This is a genomic window from Paenibacillus sp. EPM92, assembly GCF_016586185.1.
Classification (GTDB): domain Bacteria; phylum Bacillota; class Bacilli; order Paenibacillales; family NBRC-103111; genus Paenibacillus_G; species Paenibacillus_G validus.
Genome location: NZ_BCPS01000037.1, coordinates 21496 through 41190, shown reverse-complemented (window position 1 = coordinate 41190; position 19695 = coordinate 21496). Strand labels below are relative to the sequence as shown.

The 19695-nt window shown below is 58.9% G+C and carries 14 protein-coding genes, 1 riboswitch and 2 other annotated features; of the genes, 3 read left to right on the top strand and 11 right to left on the bottom strand.

What is annotated here, in order from left to right:
* Positions 1-16 precede the first annotated feature (16 nt).
* Positions 17-541 (bottom strand): cyclic pyranopterin monophosphate synthase MoaC, encoded by a 525-nt coding sequence (moaC, locus tag JMF85_RS07040; RefSeq protein WP_258313541.1) that lies wholly within the window; start codon positions 539-541, stop codon positions 17-19.
* Positions 534-1169: a 5-formyltetrahydrofolate cyclo-ligase gene (locus JMF85_RS07035; RefSeq protein WP_054798369.1), complete on the bottom strand. Its 636-nt coding sequence runs from the start codon at positions 1167-1169 to the stop codon at positions 534-536. Before JMF85_RS07035 ends, moaC begins: the two co-directional genes overlap by 8 nt.
* Positions 1170-1460: 291 nt before the next feature.
* On the opposite strand from JMF85_RS07035, the gene JMF85_RS07030 reads away from it, so the two are divergent.
* Positions 1461-3431 carry an ABC-F family ATP-binding cassette domain-containing protein gene (locus JMF85_RS07030; RefSeq protein WP_141336536.1) on the top strand — a complete coding sequence of 657 codons (1971 nt, stop codon included), beginning with the start codon at positions 1461-1463 and terminating at the stop codon, positions 3429-3431.
* The gene (locus tag JMF85_RS07025) at positions 3407-4771 is read left to right on the top strand and encodes an FAD-dependent monooxygenase (protein WP_308645019.1); all 1365 of its coding nucleotides are present in this window, start codon (positions 3407-3409) and stop codon (positions 4769-4771) included. The genes JMF85_RS07030 and JMF85_RS07025 overlap by 25 nt, the downstream gene beginning before the upstream one ends.
* A 644-nt stretch (positions 4772-5415) precedes the next feature.
* Here the strand turns inward: JMF85_RS07025 and JMF85_RS07020 are convergent.
* Positions 5416-7047 carry a 2-isopropylmalate synthase gene (locus JMF85_RS07020; RefSeq protein WP_201317962.1) on the bottom strand — a complete coding sequence of 544 codons (1632 nt, stop codon included), beginning with the start codon at positions 7045-7047 and terminating at the stop codon, positions 5416-5418.
* A 64-nt stretch (positions 7048-7111) separates the two neighbouring features.
* Positions 7112-7394, bottom strand: a binding site (T-box leader).
* A 56-nt stretch (positions 7395-7450) separates the two neighbouring features.
* Positions 7451-7709: a binding site (T-box leader), on the bottom strand.
* A gap of 68 nt (positions 7710-7777) precedes the next feature.
* On the bottom strand, positions 7778-8320 hold the full coding sequence (locus JMF85_RS07015; RefSeq protein ID WP_155615699.1) for a YHYH domain-containing protein: 543 nt from the start codon (positions 8318-8320) through the stop codon (positions 7778-7780).
* A gap of 105 nt (positions 8321-8425) precedes the next feature.
* Here JMF85_RS07015 and JMF85_RS07010 point away from each other — a divergent pair, with 105 nt between their 5' ends.
* On the top strand, positions 8426-8845 hold the full coding sequence (locus tag JMF85_RS07010; RefSeq protein WP_054798635.1) for an HXXEE domain-containing protein: 420 nt from the start codon (positions 8426-8428) through the stop codon (positions 8843-8845).
* A 141-nt stretch (positions 8846-8986) separates the two neighbouring features.
* Here JMF85_RS07010 and JMF85_RS07005 read toward each other — a convergent pair whose 3' ends face one another.
* The 7 genes from JMF85_RS07005 to JMF85_RS06975 all read right to left on the bottom strand — a co-directional run bounded on the left by JMF85_RS07005 (position 8987) and on the right by JMF85_RS06975 (position 19645).
* Complete coding sequence (locus tag JMF85_RS07005) at positions 8987-10396, bottom strand: NCS2 family permease (RefSeq protein ID WP_054800505.1); 1410 nt, start codon at positions 10394-10396, stop codon at positions 8987-8989.
* 108 nt (positions 10397-10504) lie between these two features.
* Positions 10505-10605, bottom strand: a riboswitch (purine riboswitch).
* A 141-nt stretch (positions 10606-10746) separates the two neighbouring features.
* Positions 10747-12285, bottom strand: a complete 1539-nt coding sequence (guaA, locus tag JMF85_RS07000; protein WP_141336787.1) for a glutamine-hydrolyzing GMP synthase — start codon at positions 12283-12285, stop codon at positions 10747-10749.
* A 159-nt stretch (positions 12286-12444) separates the two neighbouring features.
* A complete protein-coding gene (locus JMF85_RS06995; RefSeq protein WP_201317961.1) occupies positions 12445-15051 on the bottom strand; it encodes a DUF4129 domain-containing transglutaminase family protein in 2607 nt (868 codons plus the stop codon).
* A complete protein-coding gene (locus tag JMF85_RS06990) occupies positions 15032-16219 on the bottom strand; it encodes a DUF58 domain-containing protein (protein WP_201317960.1) in 1188 nt (395 codons plus the stop codon). The genes JMF85_RS06995 and JMF85_RS06990 overlap by 20 nt, the downstream gene beginning before the upstream one ends.
* A gap of 115 nt (positions 16220-16334) precedes the next feature.
* Positions 16335-17309 (bottom strand): AAA family ATPase, encoded by a 975-nt coding sequence (locus JMF85_RS06985; protein WP_201317959.1) that lies wholly within the window; start codon positions 17307-17309, stop codon positions 16335-16337.
* Positions 17310-17391: 82 nt separating this feature from the next.
* Positions 17392-18861, bottom strand: a complete 1470-nt coding sequence (locus JMF85_RS06980; RefSeq protein WP_201317958.1) for a polysaccharide deacetylase family protein — start codon at positions 18859-18861, stop codon at positions 17392-17394.
* A 496-nt stretch (positions 18862-19357) separates the two neighbouring features.
* Positions 19358-19645: a DUF7667 family protein gene (locus tag JMF85_RS06975; protein ID WP_127610010.1), complete on the bottom strand. Its 288-nt coding sequence runs from the start codon at positions 19643-19645 to the stop codon at positions 19358-19360.
* Positions 19646-19695: the final 50 nt, after the last annotated feature.

The window sequence follows — 19695 nt, the reverse complement described above, 5'->3', positions numbered from 1 at the left end:
AATCCCGACTTTGACATTAAGATGATGTATGTAGGTAATCGCCGCTTTTTCCGCCCGTTTTGCTGACCAGCAGGGTCGGACCGATCTGCATCGATTTCTCGGCGGCTTTGCACATGTCGTACACCGTAAGCGCGGCGGCGGACACGGCGGTGAGCGCCTCCATTTCCACCCCGGTCTGCCCCTTCGTACGAACGGTCGCTTCAATATAAAGCTCGGTTTCCCCGTTGTTGTCGAACTCGACATTGACCCCGGTTAAAAATAGCGGATGACACATCGGAATCCAGTCCGACGTTTTCTTAGCCGCCATGATCGCCGCCACCTGGGCGACGCCCATTACATCGCCTTTGCCGATCCGTCCTTGCAGGATCAGCTGCAGCGTCTCGGGACGCATCGTCACCGTCGTCCGCGCGGTCGCTGTGCGGGTCGTTTCGGACTTGTCCGATACATCGACCATGCGCGCACGTCCTTGCTCGTTGAAATGCGTCAGCGGCGATAGCGCAGCGTCTTTCGCCGTCTCTTGATCTTCTTCCCGTTTAGTCAAGGACAATCGCCCCTCCCTCCACATAACGCCGCGACTCGGTCACCAGCTCGTTAATGCGAAAATCGAACAGTCCCATCGGCACCTCGTCGATGATTTGCTCTTCGAAGGCCGGCGCCACAATGTACGGCTTCGGCAGACCGGTGCGCACATACTGCTGTATGAAACGGTCATAGAAGCCGCCGCCATACCCGAGCCGCCCCATGTTTAAGTCAAAGGCGAGTCCAGGCACAATCACGACGTCGATTTGCCGAATATCGAACAGCTGCGGCGCCTTAGCCACCGGCTCGCGAATTCCCCAAGTGCCCCGCTCCAAATCGGCGTAGGATTTAATTTCATATAGTTTAAGCTGCTTATGCGCAGTCACGATCTTCGGGACAACTACCCGCCAAGGCCGTTTCCAGCACGCTTCCAGCACGGGCGTTACGTCGACCTCCGTCTTGACCGGCATATACGTCAGCAGGGTCGGCTTGCGGCGGACAGACGGATCCGGCTGCAGAAGCTCTTCCAGACGGGCCATCAGCTTGCGGCTGATCGCCTCGGATTTGGCCTGACGCTCGTCCTCCCCGATGGCGGCCCGCACCGCCTCGGCCTCCCGCCGAAGCTTGATTTTTCTCTCTTTAATGTTCATGACCGGCCTCTTTTCAACAGGCAATTCAACACTTGCTCCAGAAGGAACAAGTTCCGTTTTGTTAAGAAACATCCATTTTCACCAGTTTACAATAAATAAGCAATAAAAAAAAGCAGGCCGCTCCCTGTTCTTCGACTGCAGCCGTAGAAGGGACTCCCCAGGAATCGGACAAGCCGCCGGGTAAACGGAAGGAAATCGAAAAAACGGAGCGAATATGCTACACTTATAGTCGTAAAACCGCGAAAAAGAAACGTAAATGAACGCATATACAAGCTGGGAGGCTTCAGAATTATGCTTTTGCAAGTATCGGGGATTACCAAAAGCTACGGCGTTACGACCGTGCTTTCCAATATAACGCTGCAGATCGAAGCCCGCGAACGCATCGGCCTTGTCGGGGTGAACGGGGCGGGGAAATCGACGCTGCTGCAGATCATTGCCGGCGAGCTGTCGTATGATGAGGGCAACATTTTTAAAGCGAAGGAAACGAAAATCGGCTACTTGCGGCAAAACACCGGTCTCGCCTCGGATCGATCCATCTGGAACGAGCTGATGAGCGTGTTTGCGGGCATGCTGGAGATGGAGGAAGAGATTCGCCGCCTGGAAGCGCGCATGTCCGAACCCGACGTGCTCGCCGACGAGAAAAAAACGGAGGACACGATGCGGCGTTACGCCGAGCTGTCCGACGCGTTCCGCGCCAAGGGCGGCTATGAGATCGAAGCGAAGGTGCGGGGCGTGCTGAACGGTATGGGCTTCGGCAGCATGAATGCCGACACCCCCGTTCAGGCGTTAAGCGGCGGTCAGAAGACGCGGCTGGCGCTGGCCAAGATGCTGCTCGAAGCGCCGGATCTGCTGCTGCTCGACGAGCCGACCAACCATCTGGACATTCCGACGCTGACGTGGCTGGAGCAATACCTCCGCTCCTACCCCGGGGCAATTCTGGTCGTGTCTCACGACCGTTACTTCCTGGACGCGCTGGTCGATGCCATCTATGAAATCGAGCGCAACTCGTCCAAACGGTACACCGGCAATTACTCGCGGTACATCGAGCTGAAAGAAGCGGACTACGAGATTCAATTGAAACAATATGAAAAGCAGCAGGATGAAATCGCCAAGATGGAAGAATTCGTACAGCGGAATATTGTGCGCGCGTCCACAACGAAACGGGCCCAAAGCCGCCGCAAGGCGCTTGAGAAAATCGAACGGCTGGACAAGCCGCTCGGAGATCTCAAGAGAGCCAGCTTCGCCTTTGAGATCGAAGCGCAGACAGGCCGCGAAGTGCTCGACGTCCGCGGTCTAAGCGTGTCTTATGACGGACGAAATCCGCTGGTGCGCAATGTCACGTTTCAGCTGCGGCGAGGCGACACGGCGGCATTGATCGGTCCGAACGGGATCGGCAAAACGACGCTGCTCAAAACGCTCATCGGCCAGCATCAACCCGACCGGGGCACCTATCAGTGGGGAACTAACGTTAAGATCGGGTATTATGATCAGGAACAAACCGGCCTCAATCCGAACCATACCGTGCTCGAGGAGGTATGGAACGCGTTCCCTCATTTAGAGGAAGCGCGGATTCGCACGGTGCTCGGCAATTTTCTGTTCAGCGGCGAGGACGTCTTCAAGAAAGTCGGATCGCTCAGCGGCGGCGAGAAGGCCCGGGTTGCGCTAGCCAAGCTGATGCTTCTGAAAGCGAACGTGCTCATTCTCGACGAGCCGACCAACCATCTGGACTTGTATTCGAAGGAAGTATTGGAATCGGCGTTGATCGATTACGAAGGGACGCTGCTTTTCATTTCGCATGACCGGTATTTCCTCAACAAAATGGCCGAAAGCATGCTCGAGCTCGCCCCTGACGGGGTCACCGTCTACCTGGGCAACTATGACGATTATGTCGAGAAAAAGCAGGAGCTCGCCGAAATCGAGCAGGAGCGGCTGGCGCAGGAGGCGGCAAAGCGCGGCGGAACAAGCAAAGGCGCTGAAAGCGCCGCGGGTTCGTCCGCCAGCGCACAGGCGGCCCCGGCGAACGGCTATGAGGCGAATAAGCAGGCCAAACGCGAGGAACGCAGCCGTCAGCGCAAGCTCGAGCAGCTCGAGGAGCAAATCGCCCGGCTGGAGAATGAAATTTCCGAGCTGGAAAGCGAGCTGGCCCTGCCCGAGGTGTACAACGATTACGTGCTCGTGCAGCAAAAGAATACAGCCATGGAATCCAAGCGCAGCGAGTTGGCAACCTGTTATGAACAGTGGGAGCAGCTGGCGGAGTCGTAATCATAAGTGTCATTGCGTGTAATCATGTAAGGAAGGGCGCCTGGGAGGGCGCCTTTCTTCACATCGGGGCGGAATCGGGTCGAACCGGCGGGACAACCCTACAGGCTGGAACCTTTGCCATTCATCTCATTTGCCAATCGTTAGAGGAGGGACGCAACTTGTTCGATGAAGCGGATAAACACCGTAATAAGAAGGCGTTGATCATCGGCGGCGGTATCGGCGGATTGGCCGCTGCCCGGGCGCTGCACATGCAAGGCTGGGAATGCTGCGTATGCGAAAAAGCAGACTCCGGCGCAGGCGCCGGCATCGTTCTGGCCGCCAACGCCATGAAGGCGCTGGACCGGCTTGGGGCCGGGGATGCCGTCCGCGCTCAAGGCTCGCCAGTTCGGCAGGGCTTGATCCGCACTTGGGACGGCAAGCGGATCACCCGTCTCCCGGTCGAGGAGCAAGCCAGACGGTTCGGCTCGGAGAGCTGGATGATCCATCGGGCCGACCTCCATGCCGTGCTGATCGCGCTGCTGCCCGTCGATACGATCATTTATGGACGGCGATTGGTGCGATTCGAGCAAACGGAGTGGAACGTGACGGCGCATTTTGAGAATGGGGAAACCGCGACCGGTGCCCTGCTGATCGGGGCCGACGGCTTGCATTCCACCGTGCGCCGGGCATTGTTCGGCCATACCCCGCTGCGCTACGCCGGGTTCACCGCCTTCCGCGGCATTTGCCGGTTTCCGGAAGCGCGCATCGCAGGCGACGTCGGTGAAGGCTTCGAAGCATGGGGTCCCGGCGTGCGGTTCGGCGCCACGCCGATCGGCCGCGGGGACATCTTCTGGTTCGCCGCCGTGAACGCACCCGAAGGCTTCACCGTCCCGCCCGGCGGGCGAAAGCCGGCGGTGCTCGCGCATCTGCGCGGCTGGGCGTCTCCGGTCGAAGCGCTGATCGAAGCGACGGACGAAACAGCCGTCCTCTCGCACGACGTCTTCGACCGGACTCCGCTCCCGCGCTGGAGCGAAGGACGCGTCACGCTGCTTGGCGATGCCGCTCATCCGATGCTGCCCAATCTCGGGCAGGGCGGCGCTCAGGCGATGGAGGATGCGCTGGTGCTGGCACGCGCCTTGGCGGAGGCGGACCCCGATGTGCCTCAAGCGCTAACCGCTTACGAACGCAGCAGACTCCCGCGCACGACCCGTGTTGTACGCGATTCGCGGCGGATGGGATGGCTCGTCCAGCTGGAGCATCCGGCGGCGATCGCCATACGCAACCGGATACTCCGCGCCATGCCGCCCGGCTTGCAGTTGCAGCGGCTGGACTGGCTGATCGGGCACGATGTCTTCCATTAAGGCGTTTCGCCCTCTTCGCCAGAAACTGCCCCTCGATAAGAGACAGCGCATACAGAAGAGCAGCGATGAGGCATTCCTGGATGTCGGAACGCCTTGATCGCTGCGATTCGATGTCGGTTTTTCCGCGTTCCCTGTCGATAACAACATGCCGAACGCCATAAAGAACGGAAGAACGACACAACCGATACGTTTCGACTTTTCCGGATAGGGAGCAAAGGTACATAACCACAGTGCAGGGTCGGCTCCATATTGCGAAAAAACGGACTCAAAGCGAACCCGGAATCAACCGCGGCCTCTGGCACTTTTCTCCAAAAAATTCACCTGATCCAGCGTGTGCATAACGAAGAAAAATGACGGAAATATCCACAAGGATATCCCCAGAAAAAAATGTCACTTTCTCTAGAAAAATCGGCCTTTTTTATTTCATCCACAGACTTATGCACATTATCCACAGAAATGATGTGCGAAAGTTATGCACGGCACCCGTGGAAAACCGAAAATGTACATTTCCCGTCATGACGCGATTTCCTAAACTTACCCACAATATGCACAGAGACTGTGGATAACTTTTGTCCACAGTCTCTATCACCCGTTTTTCTATCCACGATCCAGCAGCAGCGGAAATATTTACTTTTGGTGCAAATTTACGGAATCGTAATTTCGACCTCTTCCGCAGCTCCGTTCCCTTGCGCCGGAATTTTCCGCTGCCGTTCGTCGCGCGCCGCTTGGTTGCAGGCCGCCATAAACGCATGTGCCGCAGCCATCAAAATATCGCGCTGTGCCGAAACCCCGCGATACGTTTGACCGTTCGCCCGCACCGTCACGATCGCTTCGCCGCTGGCCTCTTCGCCGGACGACAGCGAGTACAGCTCCAAATCGGCGAATTCGGCTTCAAACGGCAGCGCCTGCTTGATCCCGGCGACGACAGCCTCTACCGGTCCTTCGCCCGTACCGGTGTACACCTTCTCGCGTCCCGTCTCCTCATTGCGGATCGTGCAGGAAGCGACCCGGTGTCCGGCGTCGCCGGTTACCAGTTGGGTCGAGACGAGCGTGAACGGCTCCAGCATACGGTTAACCGCAGCTCCGACCAGCTCCAGGAGCTGATGATCGTGGACCACCTTCTGCCGGTCGGCCAACTCCTTGAAGGCGTTGTAGAAGCTTTCCATTTGCTCCGCATCCAGCTCGACGCCCAATTCGCTGACCCGGTGCTTGATCGCGTGGCGGCCTGAATGCTTGCCCAAAATAATCATGCTGCGCGGAATGCCCAGCGACTCGGGATCCATGATCTCGTAAGTGCTGCGGTTCTTCAGCAAGCCGTCCTGATGAATGCCCGCTTCGTGCTGGAAGGCGTTGCGGCCGACGATCGGTTTATTGAAGGCGATCGGGAAGCTCATCGCACGGCTGACCATTTGCGACGTAGCGAAAATATGCTCCGGCCGCACGCCGGTTTCGGCGCCCATCGCGCTTTTCCTCGTATCCAGCGCCATCACCAGCTCCTCGAGCGAACAATTGCCCGCCCGCTCGCCAACGCCGTTCACCGTGACCTCGACTTGGCTGACGCCGGCCTTGATCGCCGCCAGGCTGTTCGCGACCGCCAACCCCAAATCGTTGTGACAATGCGCGCTGAACCTGACGCGGTCGGCGCCGCGCACGCTCTTCATCACGCGTGTGAACATCGCGCCGTACTCCTCCGGCAGCGCATAACCGACCGTGTCCGGAATGTTGATAATCGTGGCGCCTTCCTCGATCACCGCCTCGATCACCTCGAACAGAAACTCGTCGCCCGTCCGCGTCGCATCCATCGGCGAAAATTCCAGTTCTCCGACAAATTGCCTGCCGTAAGCCACCATCTCCCGGGCAAGGGCGACTACTTGTTCCCGCGTTTTACGCAGCTGGAAGTCCAGGTGGATGTTCGACGAAGACAAGAACATATGCAGCCTCCGGCGCTGCGCATCCTGCGTCGCCTGGACGGCGGCGTCGATATCCGCCTTCACCGCCCTGGCGAAGCCGCATATTTCCACACCCTGCAGCTCGCGGGAAATTTGCTGCACCGCGGCGAAGTCGCCCGGGCTCGAGATCGGAAAGCCCGGCTCAATGACGTCTACGCCCAGTTTGGCCAGCTGTCGGGCAATGACGATTTTTTGCTCCGGCGCGAGCGTCGCGCCCGGCGCCTGCTCCCCGTCCCGCAGCGTCGTATCGAAAATCGTGATGCGCCTGATGCCTTCTTTCTCCGTACCTTGAATATCTTGACCGTGAGCTGTATAGTTGTGTTCCATGATCGTTCATCCTCCTTAAGAATGTGTGTTCCTCCAAATAAAAAAGCCCATCGTCTCTTGTCTATCAAGAGACGACAGGCTGTAAGCTTGCCGCGGTACCACTCTTCTTGAAGCTGCGTCCATGCGGTCGTGCACTACCGGCATGAGGCTGCTTCCACCTCGAATGTTGATCACGGAGACGTCTCCGTCGAAATCTACGGGCTCCGGCCGCCCCATCCGGGTACGGTTCCATTCCCATCAATTCCGCCGCTCCCGGGCGAGCTTCAAGCTTCCGCCGACTGCGTCGCACCACCCCGCAGCTCTCTGTCCGATCGGTTCGCTTTACTGTTCCCGTTCTTCGCGTTTCTGACTATTTCATGTAGAGACTCCCGGCTGGGAAAATAAAAAAGCCCGCCGTCTCTATCAAAGAGACGACAGGCTGTTCCCGTCGCGGTACCACTCTTGTTGACTCCTCTGCCCTAGGCGCAGGCGAAGTCCGCTCAAAGCCGGATCACGGTGGCGAACCGTCAAAGCTTACCGCCTTCTTAGTCATGCGCGCTTGCATGCTGGCTCTTGGCTTTGCCGCTCCCGGGCGAGTTTCACCGTGTTCCCCAACTGCGTTGCACCGACCCGCAGCTCTCTGAATAGGTATGGCGGTTACTGTTCCCGATCATTGCGTTTTGATTTGTTAGTCATTATAGTATGCGCCGGATGGAATGTCAATGCGTCATTCGGGAAAAACAGCGCCCGATTATTTCGAGATATAGAAAGCGTCGTTCTCGAACTTCATCGTCAACCCTAACTCCTCCACGGCAAACTTCCATGTCATCGGAAAATACGTAATGTCGTTCAGAACAAGAATCGGATACGGTTCCTTAGCGTTATCGATCCACGCATCGTTTACGTAAACGTTAAAGGCGGGCAGTTTCGCGTACAGCTTGGAGGAAGGCGTACCCCAATCCAAATCCAAAGCCCCGGCTTCGTTATCCGTTTTCCGAACGACAAACCCGACTTCCGCATCCCACTTTGTTTCCAGAGCCAAAGCTTGCGTGTAGTTCCAGGTCATCGGAAAATAGGTGATATCGTTGTATAAGATAACAGGGTATTCCGTGGCGTCGTTGACTATTTGCTGTCCGTTTACGTAAAGGTCGAACAGAGGCAATTGTACGGTTACTGATCCGTCCGGAATCTTTTCTTTCGGAGCCGGAGGCGCCGAATTCGGTGCAGGCGTAAGCGTCGAATCCGTGTCTGACGAGCTGCTCAGCTCCTGGTCGGTAGAAATCTTTAGTGCCAAGAATCATTAATAGGTTTAACAAAGGATAAAGCGGATGCACTATCGAAGTTTAATGGAAATCCCCGCAAATTTATATCCCAACTATAAGCAGAGGAGAAAAATATCATGTTTCAGCTTGAGCTATATAATGCTATATGGTTATTCGTAGTAATATTTATGCTTCATGATTTTGAGGAAATTATAGCTGTTGAAAAATGGGCGAAAAGAACGGAAAGCAGAATAACGGGTAACAGCAACCGGATAAGCAAAAAGATTTGGCAATTTTGGAACGTTAATTCTTATTCCTTTGCGAAGAGAGATGTTTTTATATTCTTAACGATGTCTATAATTACTTTCATTAAAATCCAAAACTTAGAAAGTTTATGGAGTTCGATTTTATATCTTTCCTTCTTGATATTTGTACTCATACACAATGTAGCCCACGTCTTGCAAACATGGTTACTAAAAACATATACCCCAGGTCTCTATACAGCTGTCTTTTTAGTAACTCCTTATACCATTTATTTGTTAGACCGCTTAACTTAGCAGAAATTTGATCATGCTCCTTGTTCAACGAACAGGTGTGTTACAACATGAACCTTTAACAGAGCTAATTATTAAAAAAGCCCCGATGCCCGGTTCATGCCGGACACCGAAGCCTTTACGCAAATGGCAGGCTGGAGTCTGCTACTCCGTGATAAACATATAACGCAGCACGATCAGCACCGCCAGCACCCACATCAGCCAATGGACTTTATATTGGCCTTTGCCGCTCAGTTTCGCGACGGTGGCCAGCAAGACATAACTGACGATCCCGAACGAAATCCCGTTGGCGATGTTGTACGTGAAGGGCATGAACGCGACAGTGAAGAACGCCGGAATGCCGTAAACCAAATCTTGAAAGTCGATCTCGCGAACCGATTGCATCATCAGCACGCCGACAATAATAAGCGCCGCCGCTGTCGCGGAACCCGGAATAAGCGCGGCAATCGGGGCAAGGAACAAGGCGAGCAAGAAGCAGACGCCCGTCGTCACCGCCGTCAAGCCGGTGCGTCCGCCTTCGGCGACCCCCGCAGCACTTTCGACGAAAGCCGTCACGGTGCTCGTACCGACCAAGGCCCCGCCGCTGACGCCGATCGCATCCACCATCATCGCTTTGCCGACGCGTTTCTGGCCTTCGACTTTGTCTTTCATGAATCCGGCACGGTTCGCCGTACCGACGAGCGTTCCGAATGTATCGAACAGCTCCACAAATGTAAACGTCAAGATGACGGAAATAATCCCTGCATTCATAATCCCTGCAAAATCGAATTCAGCAAAGGCCAGCTTGCTAAGGTCCGGCACCCAGGTCGTCTTCTCGCTGCCGAGCGTGGCCAAATTGACAACCGGCGTACCGTCCGGATTATGCATGAACATGCCCACTACCGTCGTCAGCAGGATGCCGAACAAAATCGCGCCGCGCACCTGCAGCACTATCAAAATCGAGATCAATGCAAGTCCAATGATGCAGAGCAGCACGTTGACGTTATGCATGCTGCCGATATGGAAGACCGTCTCAAAGGAGAGCAGATCGGTATATTTGCCTTTCGGCACATCGTTCAGCGTTTCGACCGCAACGGTCAGCAGCCCGCTGTTCTTCAATCCGATAATCGCGATAAACAGCCCGATTCCGACCGTAATCGCGTGCTTCAAGCTGTCCGGCACTGCGACGATCAGCATCTGCCGCACCTTCGTCACCGTCAATACGATGAAAATCAAGCCCGAAATAAAAACGGCCGTCAAGCCCATCTGGTACGTAAACGTGCCGCCCGAAGCCAGGATCACCGTCGCAAAATAGGCGTTCAACCCCATCCCCGGCGCCAAGGCGACAGGAAAATTCACGAAGAGCCCCATACAGATCGTAATGACGCCTGCGGCAATCGCGGTTGCCAAAAACACGGCCGTCCAGTCCATTCCCGTCGCGCCGGAGCCGAATGCGCTAAGAATGTTCGGATTGACGGCCAAAATATACGCCATCGTCATGAACGTGGTTAGCCCGGCCATCACTTCGGTACGAACTGTAGTGCCGTTCTCTTTTAGCTTAAACAAACGATCCATTTTTTCCAAAATCCCCCTCGGAAAGAGTGTTTTCGAAAACAACGACGAAAAGCCCGGGTACCTGACGGTCCGGGCTCACAAGAAAAAAGGCTCCGCGGGATTCCGCGAAACACGTGCTTTCTTGTTCGTAGCCAGATCATTTACGGTGACCTCGTAGAAACTCCCGGGCCGATTCCCGGGATTATACGAAACGGTTATTCTCTTCAATTCCTGTATTCATTATAAAAAGTGATGTCACTGCTGTCAACCAAAATTACCGAACATTCGACATTTTTCTCAACGCTATCGTTCGGCATTCGACCTAACAAAAAGCCCGCTCTCGTATGTCGCGAGAACGAGCCTTCTTTCGTTTATTCCCACTCAATCGTCGCTGGAGGTTTGGAGGTAATGTCATACACGATCCGGTTGACGTTGTCAACTTCGTTGACGATACGGACCGAAATTTTCTCAAGCACATCCCATGGAATACGAGCCCAGTCCGCAGTCATGCCGTCGATGGAGGTTACCGCGCGAATGCCGACCGTATACGAATACGTACGGGCGTCACCCATAACGCCGACGCTCTTCATGTTCGGCAGCGCCGTGAAATATTGCCAAATCTCGCGGTCGAGACCGGCTTTGGCGATTTCGTCGCGCAGAATCGCATCCGATTCGCGAACGATCGTCAGCTTCTCCTCCGTCACTTCGCCAAGCACGCGGATGGCCAGTCCCGGACCCGGGAACGGCTGACGCCACACGATGGCCGCCGGCAGTCCGCACTCTTCGCCGACCTTACGCACCTCGTCCTTGAACAGCGCTTTGAGCGGCTCCACCAGCTTGAACTTCATATCTTCCGGCAATCCGCCGACGTTGTGATGCGATTTGATCGTTTGTGCCGTAGCCGTACCGCTTTCCACGATATCCGTATACAGCGTGCCTTGCGCCAAGAACGCGAAGTCGTCGAATTTCCCCGACTCCTCTTCGAAGACGCGAATGAATTCCGTGCCGATGATTTTACGCTTCTGTTCCGGATCGTCGACGCCGGCCAATTTGCCCAGGAATCGCTCGCGGGCATCGATTTTGACGACTTTCATATCGAATTTGCCGACGAACGTATCCATCACGCTCTCCGCCTCGCCTTTGCGCAGCAAGCCGTGGTCGATAAACATACACGTCAGCTGATCGCCGATCGCTTTGTGAATCAGCATCGCCACCACGGACGAATCGACCCCGCCGCTCAGGGCGCACAGCACCTTTTGGTCCCCGACTTGTTCGCGGATTTCTTGAATCGTGTCCTCAATGAAGGTCGTCATGCTCCACGTTCCCTCGCACCCGCATACATGGTACAGGAAATTACGAATCATTTCGTTGCCGTAGACGGAATGGCGCACTTCCGGATGGAATTGAACGGCGAACATCTTCTTCTCCGGATGACTCATGGCCGCGATAGGCGCATGCTCGGTGCTCGCGTCGACGACGAAGCCTTCCGGGGTCTGCACGACAAGGTCGCTGTGACTCATCCATACGGTTTGCTTCTTATCGAGCCCGTGCACGAGTCCGCAAGCATCCGTGAAATCGACTTCGGCTTTGCCGTACTCGCGCTTCGAAGCGGGCTCCACCTTGCCCTCCAACTGATGGGCCATCATCTGCATCCCGTAACAAATGCCGAGAATCGGCACCCCGAGGTCATATACGGCCGGGTCGACCAGCGGAGAAGCTTCCCCGTACACGCTGGCGGGACCGCCTGAGAAGATGATGCCCCGAGGCTGCAGCGCTTTGATTTTGTCGGCCGGTGTATTGAACGGCAGCAGCTCGCTGTATACGCCCAAGTCGCGGATACGGCGTGCGATCAACTGGTTGTACTGCCCGCCAAAATCGAGCACCACAATAATTTCATTCGGCTTGTCCATGGTTTGTACGTTCCTCCTGCAATAAGCGTTCATTTTTCAATGACACCTATTATAAGCTTACACCGGATAAAGGGCAATGCTTTGTCTGACCGTTTTGTCGCATGATGGCGAAAAATGAAAAAAGCCCGTCCCGATGCAGCGGACGGACTCTTGCGGCGACTACGCTTTGCGGCTGCGCCGCAGCTGCAGCCAAGCGTCCCGCAGCGCCTGTCTGGAGACGGGGGCCGGCGACGACGCATAAGGATCGGCGTAGCGCTGCGCTTCGAGCAGCCGCGTGAAACGGACCAGCGCCTGCCGGTGAGCCTCGCTGAGGCAGGCGCGCGAAGCGGCGTATTCGCGCAGCGTTTGCGCAGGCGCCGCCGGGCCGTAGGTCCGCTGCAGCCGGCGCCAGAACCGTTCACCCAGGCGATGGGCGGACAACCGGCGCAAGCCATGCAGCAAGCCCGCGCTGCCGGACGGTGCCGCAGCGGGCCGCGCCTGCTCGGCGGCAGCGGTGCGAAGCTGCCGGCTGCCGGCTGTAAGGCCGAGCGCCAAGAGCGCGCCGGCCCCGGCTATGACCGCGGCAGCGGCGAGCGTCGGCCGGGTAAGCCGGGCCGAGACACCGCCCCAAGCAGCCTTCGCGCGTCCGCCGAGTATGTCCAGCGAGGCGGCCAGGTCACGGTACGCCGCTTGCATACGCTCTGCGGCACCGGCCGTCCAGCGGTTCGAAGACGGCTGTCCCTCCGTCCCGGCCCCAGCTGTCCCGGTGTGCGGGGTCGGCGGCACGCTTTCTCCGTTAAAGCCGGGGGTCGGCTCGAAGGGCGCCCAGCCGGCCGTCGGGAAATACACCTCCACCCAAGCATGGGCGTCTTGCTGCCGCACCTGCACGTTGTATCGTGTCCTATCGTCCAACTTCTCCGACGCGACGACTTCGCCGGGCGTAAACCCCTTAACCCAGCGAGCGGGAACGCCGGAAGCGCGCAGCAGCACGACCATCGCCGTTGAGAAGTGATCGCAGTATCCGGCGCGCTGCTCGAACAAGAAGCGGTCAACCAGGTCCTCCCCGGTCGCGGCGGGCCGCGTATTGTCCGTGCGGTACGCGTAATGCTCGCGCAAGTACCGCTCAATGGCGTCGGCTTTCGCATAAGGCGTCTCGGCCTGCTGCGTAATTTGACGCGCCAGCCCGCGGACGCGTTCCGGCAGCGCTTCAGGCAGCTGCAGGAACCGTTCGCGGACGGCGGCGGGATAATCGGTTCCCGCATCGCGCTGCAGCATCGAACGGTCGGTCAGCACGCGGGCTTCGAGACGATAGAACGACAGCGGGTCCGTTAACGCCGGCATCACATATCGGTCCGTCTCCGCCTGCTTCCACACCCAATCGACCGGGATGGCTTGTCCCCGTGCGGTTTGCAAGGCGTCGACGCGGGTGATCGTCCCCCCCGCAAGCAGGAAGCGGTTCAACGTCGAATCGGCTAACGCCACCTCCTGGATAACGGCTGTATAGGCGGACGAAGCCGCCAGTTCCGGCGTCGGCTCGCCCAAGCGGGATTGGAGCATCGTCGGTTCAGGCTCCGTCCAGCCTTGCCCCGTATAACGGCTCTTGGCTTCGCCGCGCCAATAGGTCAGACGCTCGGTAACCGCCGTGAAAGCCACGCCGGGATCGGCGCGCAAGGGCAGCCCGAGCAGGCTGTCGTCCGCTCCGTAGCCTGTGCGGGCCACCGAATCGGAGGCGCCGGCACGGTACCCGTTTGCCAGATGTTCTTCCCACGTCCGCATGTACGCCAACCAATCGGGCGGCTGGGCCTGCTGCGGATGAAGCAGCACGCCCAGACCGCCGGCTGCGAGGCTGGCGGCAAGCAGCAGCAGACCGGGCATCCAGACGCCCTGAGCGGCGATCGGCACCGTGCGGCTGTCCGCAGGCGCCCCCCCTGCCGCGGACGGCGTCCCCGTCTCCGCAAGCCAGCGCCGCAAACGTCCGGGCTGCAGAAGCAATTGAAGCAGCAGACCGATAGCCAGGCAGCGGCAAACGGACCCTAATGCATCCAACCCGAACGCCGTTTGCATCAAGATCGGAACCGCCAGCGTCATCAGCACCAGCCAAAACATGGAACGGCGATCGAGCACAAGCGATTGCACGACCGAGATGAAGAACGCCCAGCCGGTCGTGAACAGCAGCGTTCGCGTCGCAGGCTCCCACGCCCCTAAGCGGCCCTGCAGTCCCTCGCTCCAATCGACTGCCAGCTCCCGGCCCCAGATCGCCCATTCCTCCGCGTTCGGAAAGGCTTGACCGTGGTGCAGCCAAGCGGTGAACAGCACGATCCCCGCGGCTTTCAGCGGCCAAACCGCCCAGGCGGACGGACGAAACGAATCGATCAGAACGAACAGCGAGAACGTCCAAACAAAGGGAGCAATGGAATAAAGCTCGGTGACCTCGGCTAATCGGCCGAGCGGGTACAGCCATTCGAGCAGCAGCAGCAGCAGCAGCAAGCTCAGCAGGGCATCCTCGCCCCACGAAGTGCGCGGCTCAGACTGCGTTTGGCCCGCGAAGCCCGGGTCCCGGTCCGCAGCGGCGGGACCGGCAGGTATCGTGGAGGCGAGCGCTCTTGCAGGGGAGACGTACGCTGCCTGCGGCGTTAGGCCCGGCGAATAGCCGGAAAACCCCACCGATGCAGACGGAGCGGCAGGCATCGCGGAAGCGAGCGCAGCGGTCGGGGAGGCGTTCTCCACATGCGGCAATTGTCCCGCTCCCCCTCCCGCCGCCAGACGGTCAATGTCCCGATGCGGCATAACCGTCACCTCCTATCTGCGGTGCGGAGGACACAGCTAGCGCGCTCACAACGGTCACGCGGCAGCCTATCGCCTCCAGCTGCTGCAGCCACGACTCCACCGCGGCAGCGCTACCGCCCGACCACGGGCCTTGCACGTACACGAGCTGCACCGCCCGTCCCGGCAGCCGGCGCAGCACAGGGATCAGCTGCGCGTCTGCGCGGGCCGTCACCAGCGTGACGGCTCCGCCGCCGGCAGCAAGCGCTTCGCGCAGCGCCAGCTCGGCGAACGCCTGCGGGCGAGGATCGCCCTGAGGCACCGCTGCGAGCAGCGCCAGCACATCGCGCAAGCGCCCGCGGCCTTGCGCTTCGACGCTGCCGCCCCGGCCGTCGCTCACGGCCAGGCGCACGCGCAAGCCCTGCTCGAGCGCGCGCAGGGCGAGACCTGCCGCGGCCTCCGCCGCCGCCGTCAGCGCGGGATCCGCCCACAGGGCGTCTCCCGTGCTGCTCCCGGCTCCGGCCGCGTCCAAGCCGATGAGCTGCCGCCCGATGGCAGGCAGCTCGAGCTCCTTCGCGCGCAGCTCGCCGGTGCGCGCGCTGCTGCGCCAGTGGATCCGGCGGAGCGGATCCCCGGGCGCGTAAGGCCGCGTGCCGATCACCTGCGGCACGCTTGCGCCGTTCGGCGGGCGTTTGCCTCGCCGCGCTTCTTCGAAGGCGGCGCCGGGATCGGCCGCCGCCGGCAGCAGCCGGGGCAGCACGAGCAGCTGCCCCTCGGCCGGGCTGCGCCGCTGCACGCGCAGCAGCCCGAAGGCGTCGCCGGCGGTGACCGTCCGCTCGGCGGCGGCATAGACGCCCCGGCCTAGCCCCGCCAGCCGGCCGGTCAAGCGCGCCTCGCCGCGGAAGCCCGCCGGCGCGTAAGCGCACAGCGTCACAGCTTCGCCGGTGCCGGTATGCACCCAGCGCTCCTCGAAACGCAGCCAGACGCCGGGCAGACCGCGCGCAGGCAGCGATACCCGATACGCGAAGCTGAGCGATTCCCCCGTAAATACATAGAGCAACCCGGCTTCAACCGGCTTCGTTTCTCTGGCCCCTAGATTAGAGAACGTATGTTCCAGACCCAGAAACAACCGCTCCACCCGGACTCCCCGACGAACGGACAGGTAGACTAGCAGCCCGTAGATCCACAGCAAGACGGCCACCCCCAGCGCGAACCAGGCCGTGCGGCCGCCCCAAGTCGCCGCCCAGACGCCGGCGGCCGCTCCAATCACGACAAGTCCGATTAAGCTTCGCATCGCGGATCGCCTCTCAACCGGCCGCATGGCGGCGAACCGGCACCGGCGTCGCCGCCAGCAGGTCGCCCATCACCGTGTCGGTGCTCTTCCCGGCCATGGAGGCATTCGCTCCGAGCATGATCCGATGCGCAAGCACCGGGACGCAGAGCGATTTAATATCGTCGGGAATCACGAAACCGCGTCCGCAGCGGAACGCTTCCGCCTGGGCGGCGCGCATCAGCGCGATCGACGCCCGCGGACTGGCCCCGAGGGCGATATCCGGATGTTGACGGGTCGCCGTCGTCAGCTGCACGATATATTGCTTGATCGTCTCGTCGACGTGCACGGCACGCACTTGTTTTTGCAGCTGGGCGAACTCCTCCTGCAGCACGACCGTCCGAATGTGCGTGAGCGGAAACGCATCCTCCATCCGGTTCAGCATCTCCACCTCGTCGCGCGGCTCGGGATACCCCAATCGCAGCTTGAGGAGAAACCGGTCCAGCTGCGCCTCCGGCAGCGGGAACGTCCCTTCGAAATCGATCGGATTTTGCGTCGCGAGCAGAAAGAACGGCTCCGGCAGCGGATACGTCGTCCCGTCGACCGTCACCCGCTTCTCCTCCATCGCTTCCAGCAAAGCCGCCTGGGTTCGCGGCGACGTCCGGTTCAGCTCGTCGGCCAATACGATCGGCGCGAGCAGTGGACCCGGCCGAAATTCAAATTCGGCTGTCCGTTGATTATAAATCGATACCCCCGTCAAATCCGAGGGCAGCAGGTCGGGCGTACATTGAATGCGTGTAAACCCGCAATCGATCGTACGCGCCAAGGCACGGACGAGCATCGTTTTACCGACGCCGGGCACGTCTTCGAGCAGAACATGACCGCCGGCCAGCAGGGCGACGAGCAGCTTCTCGATCACGTCCCGTTTGCCGACAATCACTTTTTCCACTTGATATACGATACGCCCAAGCAAAGCTTCGGGAGAATCCGTTACGGATGAGGACGACATCATGTTTATAACCTCCTAAAATGCGGCTCATAGTCTTCATAGACTTGGAATCCTATGAATCCAGTATTGCCGAATTTCAGAGATTTTAGACGGGAACCGAACGCTTCGCCGCAGCCGCCCACAGCCGCCCCAGTTCGAGCGGCAAGCCTTGCCGGAAGGTGGCCCGGACCGTGGCGGGATGCCCGTCCGTCTCCGGCTCGTAAGCGACGATCTGCGCGCCGAGCAGCTCCAGCGCGCTGCGCAGCGGCACATATAACGAGCCCTCTCGCAGCTCCATTTCAGGCAGAGGGATGACGGTTACAGCTTCATGCCCGGAAGGGTCCCATTGCGGCTGCTCCCGATAAACCCGCAGCTCGCAGTTCGCTAAATCGTACTCCGTCCGGGAGCTCCCGTATCGAACGACCGCCGTCCGCGCGCCCGGCTCCCATACCACCTCCGCTCCCAGCGGCTGGACGAGCTCCCGCAGTGGAACAATGAACCGCTCTTCCCGAAAGAGGAAGCCGTCCCGCCGGAAATCCACGGTCGTATAGTCCGTCCGAAGACGCAACTGGTCAGGGCCTCCCGCTGCAATCCCCCCGGAGGCCAGCGCCGTCTCAGGGGCCGGTTTCACTTCCGAGCCTGCGCCCGCTTCTTCCGCCACGCTCCCGGCTGCCGCCCAAACCGGGCGGTGCTCCTCCACCGCCTGCAGCTGCTGTTGAAAGGCGCTCCACGACGTTCCACGCTGCCATTTGGCTTTGCTCACGCCAAACTGCGCCGGCTTCACTTCCGTCGAAAGCGGAGCGAACCGGTAGCCTTGATCTTTAAACAATTTGATAATTTTCGGCAGCGCTTTCAAAGTTTGCTCATGACCCGGTCCGTCATGCATCAAGACGGTCACCTCGTGCCGGAACGGACCTTGGGCCACCGTATGCGCGATGTCCTCCGCGGTCGCACCCGCCTTGCGCGCATCCTCGCTGTCGATCGTCCAATCGAAGACGGAATATCCGCCGCGGTTCAACAAATAAAAGTAAAACGCATCAAAGTTGCCAGCCGTTCCCCCCGGAGCACGTACGAGCGGCGTTCTAACGCCCGTCGCATCGAACAAAATTTGTTCCGTTCGCTGCAGCTGCTCCCAGTACGCTCCGAATTTCGAGTACAGCTCTTTATATACATGGTTATACGAATGGTTCCCGATCGCATGCCCTTCCTCCACGATTCGTTTCACGACATGGGGTCTGGCTTCGGCCTGCTCGCCCAAGACGAAGAAGGTGGCCCGCACCTCTTCCTCCTTCAAGACATCCAGCACCTGCGGCGTAAAGGCGCTCGGTCCGTCGTCGAACGTCAAGTAGACGGTCGGCTCTTCCGGCTTTCGGTACGACATCTCTTCCGCTTCTACACGTTTACCGGAGGAGAGCGAGGCGAACACCTCGTCCGCCTCCTTGGCGGTCAGCGGGGCGGCGGCGAACGTTTGCGGGGCGGCCGATAGCCATATGGCGAGGACCAGTATTCCGGTCAAGAAAGAATGCAAGATGCTGTTTCTACTGCTGGTGCGTTCAGCCGATGTTACCCGCTTCATTTGAATCCCTCCGTATATTCTATGGGCTTTCGTTTTACTAGAATATATGGAGGGAGCCTAGCATTTAGACCTGTGCGCCGCGAAACTTCGCTAGATTGCCTCTTGTGATTATGGGCGCCTCCGGCCAGTTCGTCCTACCGGTTTGCTTCGAAAAGCGCATAGAGGAACTATGATCCGCTATTGTCCCTCCTTCCCCGCATCATCGAAAAATAACGAACCTTCAGAGCCTTATTATTCGAGCGCCACCGAGGACCGTCTACACGTCGAAAACGGCGGAATAAGCTATCCAGCGTTCTGCTATTTCGTACCAGCTCTACCCGTGTTGCCGGGTTCGCGGCCTTTTCACTACCGCCCGTTGTTCCAAGGAATGCCGAACCTGCACTAAGGCCCCCGTCGCCCCGCTCCCACGCCAAAAAACCGCAGAAAGGCCTCGGCCTCCCTGCGGTTTCATGCATACTTGTTCTTTGCGTAGATGCGCCTGCGACCGCCGTACCCCTTACGGCTGCCCCGGCTGACCTTTGCCAAACCTGCTATTCTTCCACGCGGCAAGATGAAGCTGGAACTCCTGATCGATGAGGGCCGCTCTCGTATTCAGCTCATCCATCCATGTCTTGTCGCCGACCAGCGACGCTGCGTAGATGTAATTGTGCAGCTCGCTCAGCTTGCGGGCATAGTTCGCATTCGCCTGCAGGCACATCGTCAACTCATTCGACTCATCGGTCGTTAATTCCCGGCTTTGGTGAAGCGTCCACAACTCGGCCATCCGAACTTGAAAAGGCAGCATGTTTCTCACTCTCCCGAAAAATTTGCTTGCCTTCCCAGTGTTGACGAATT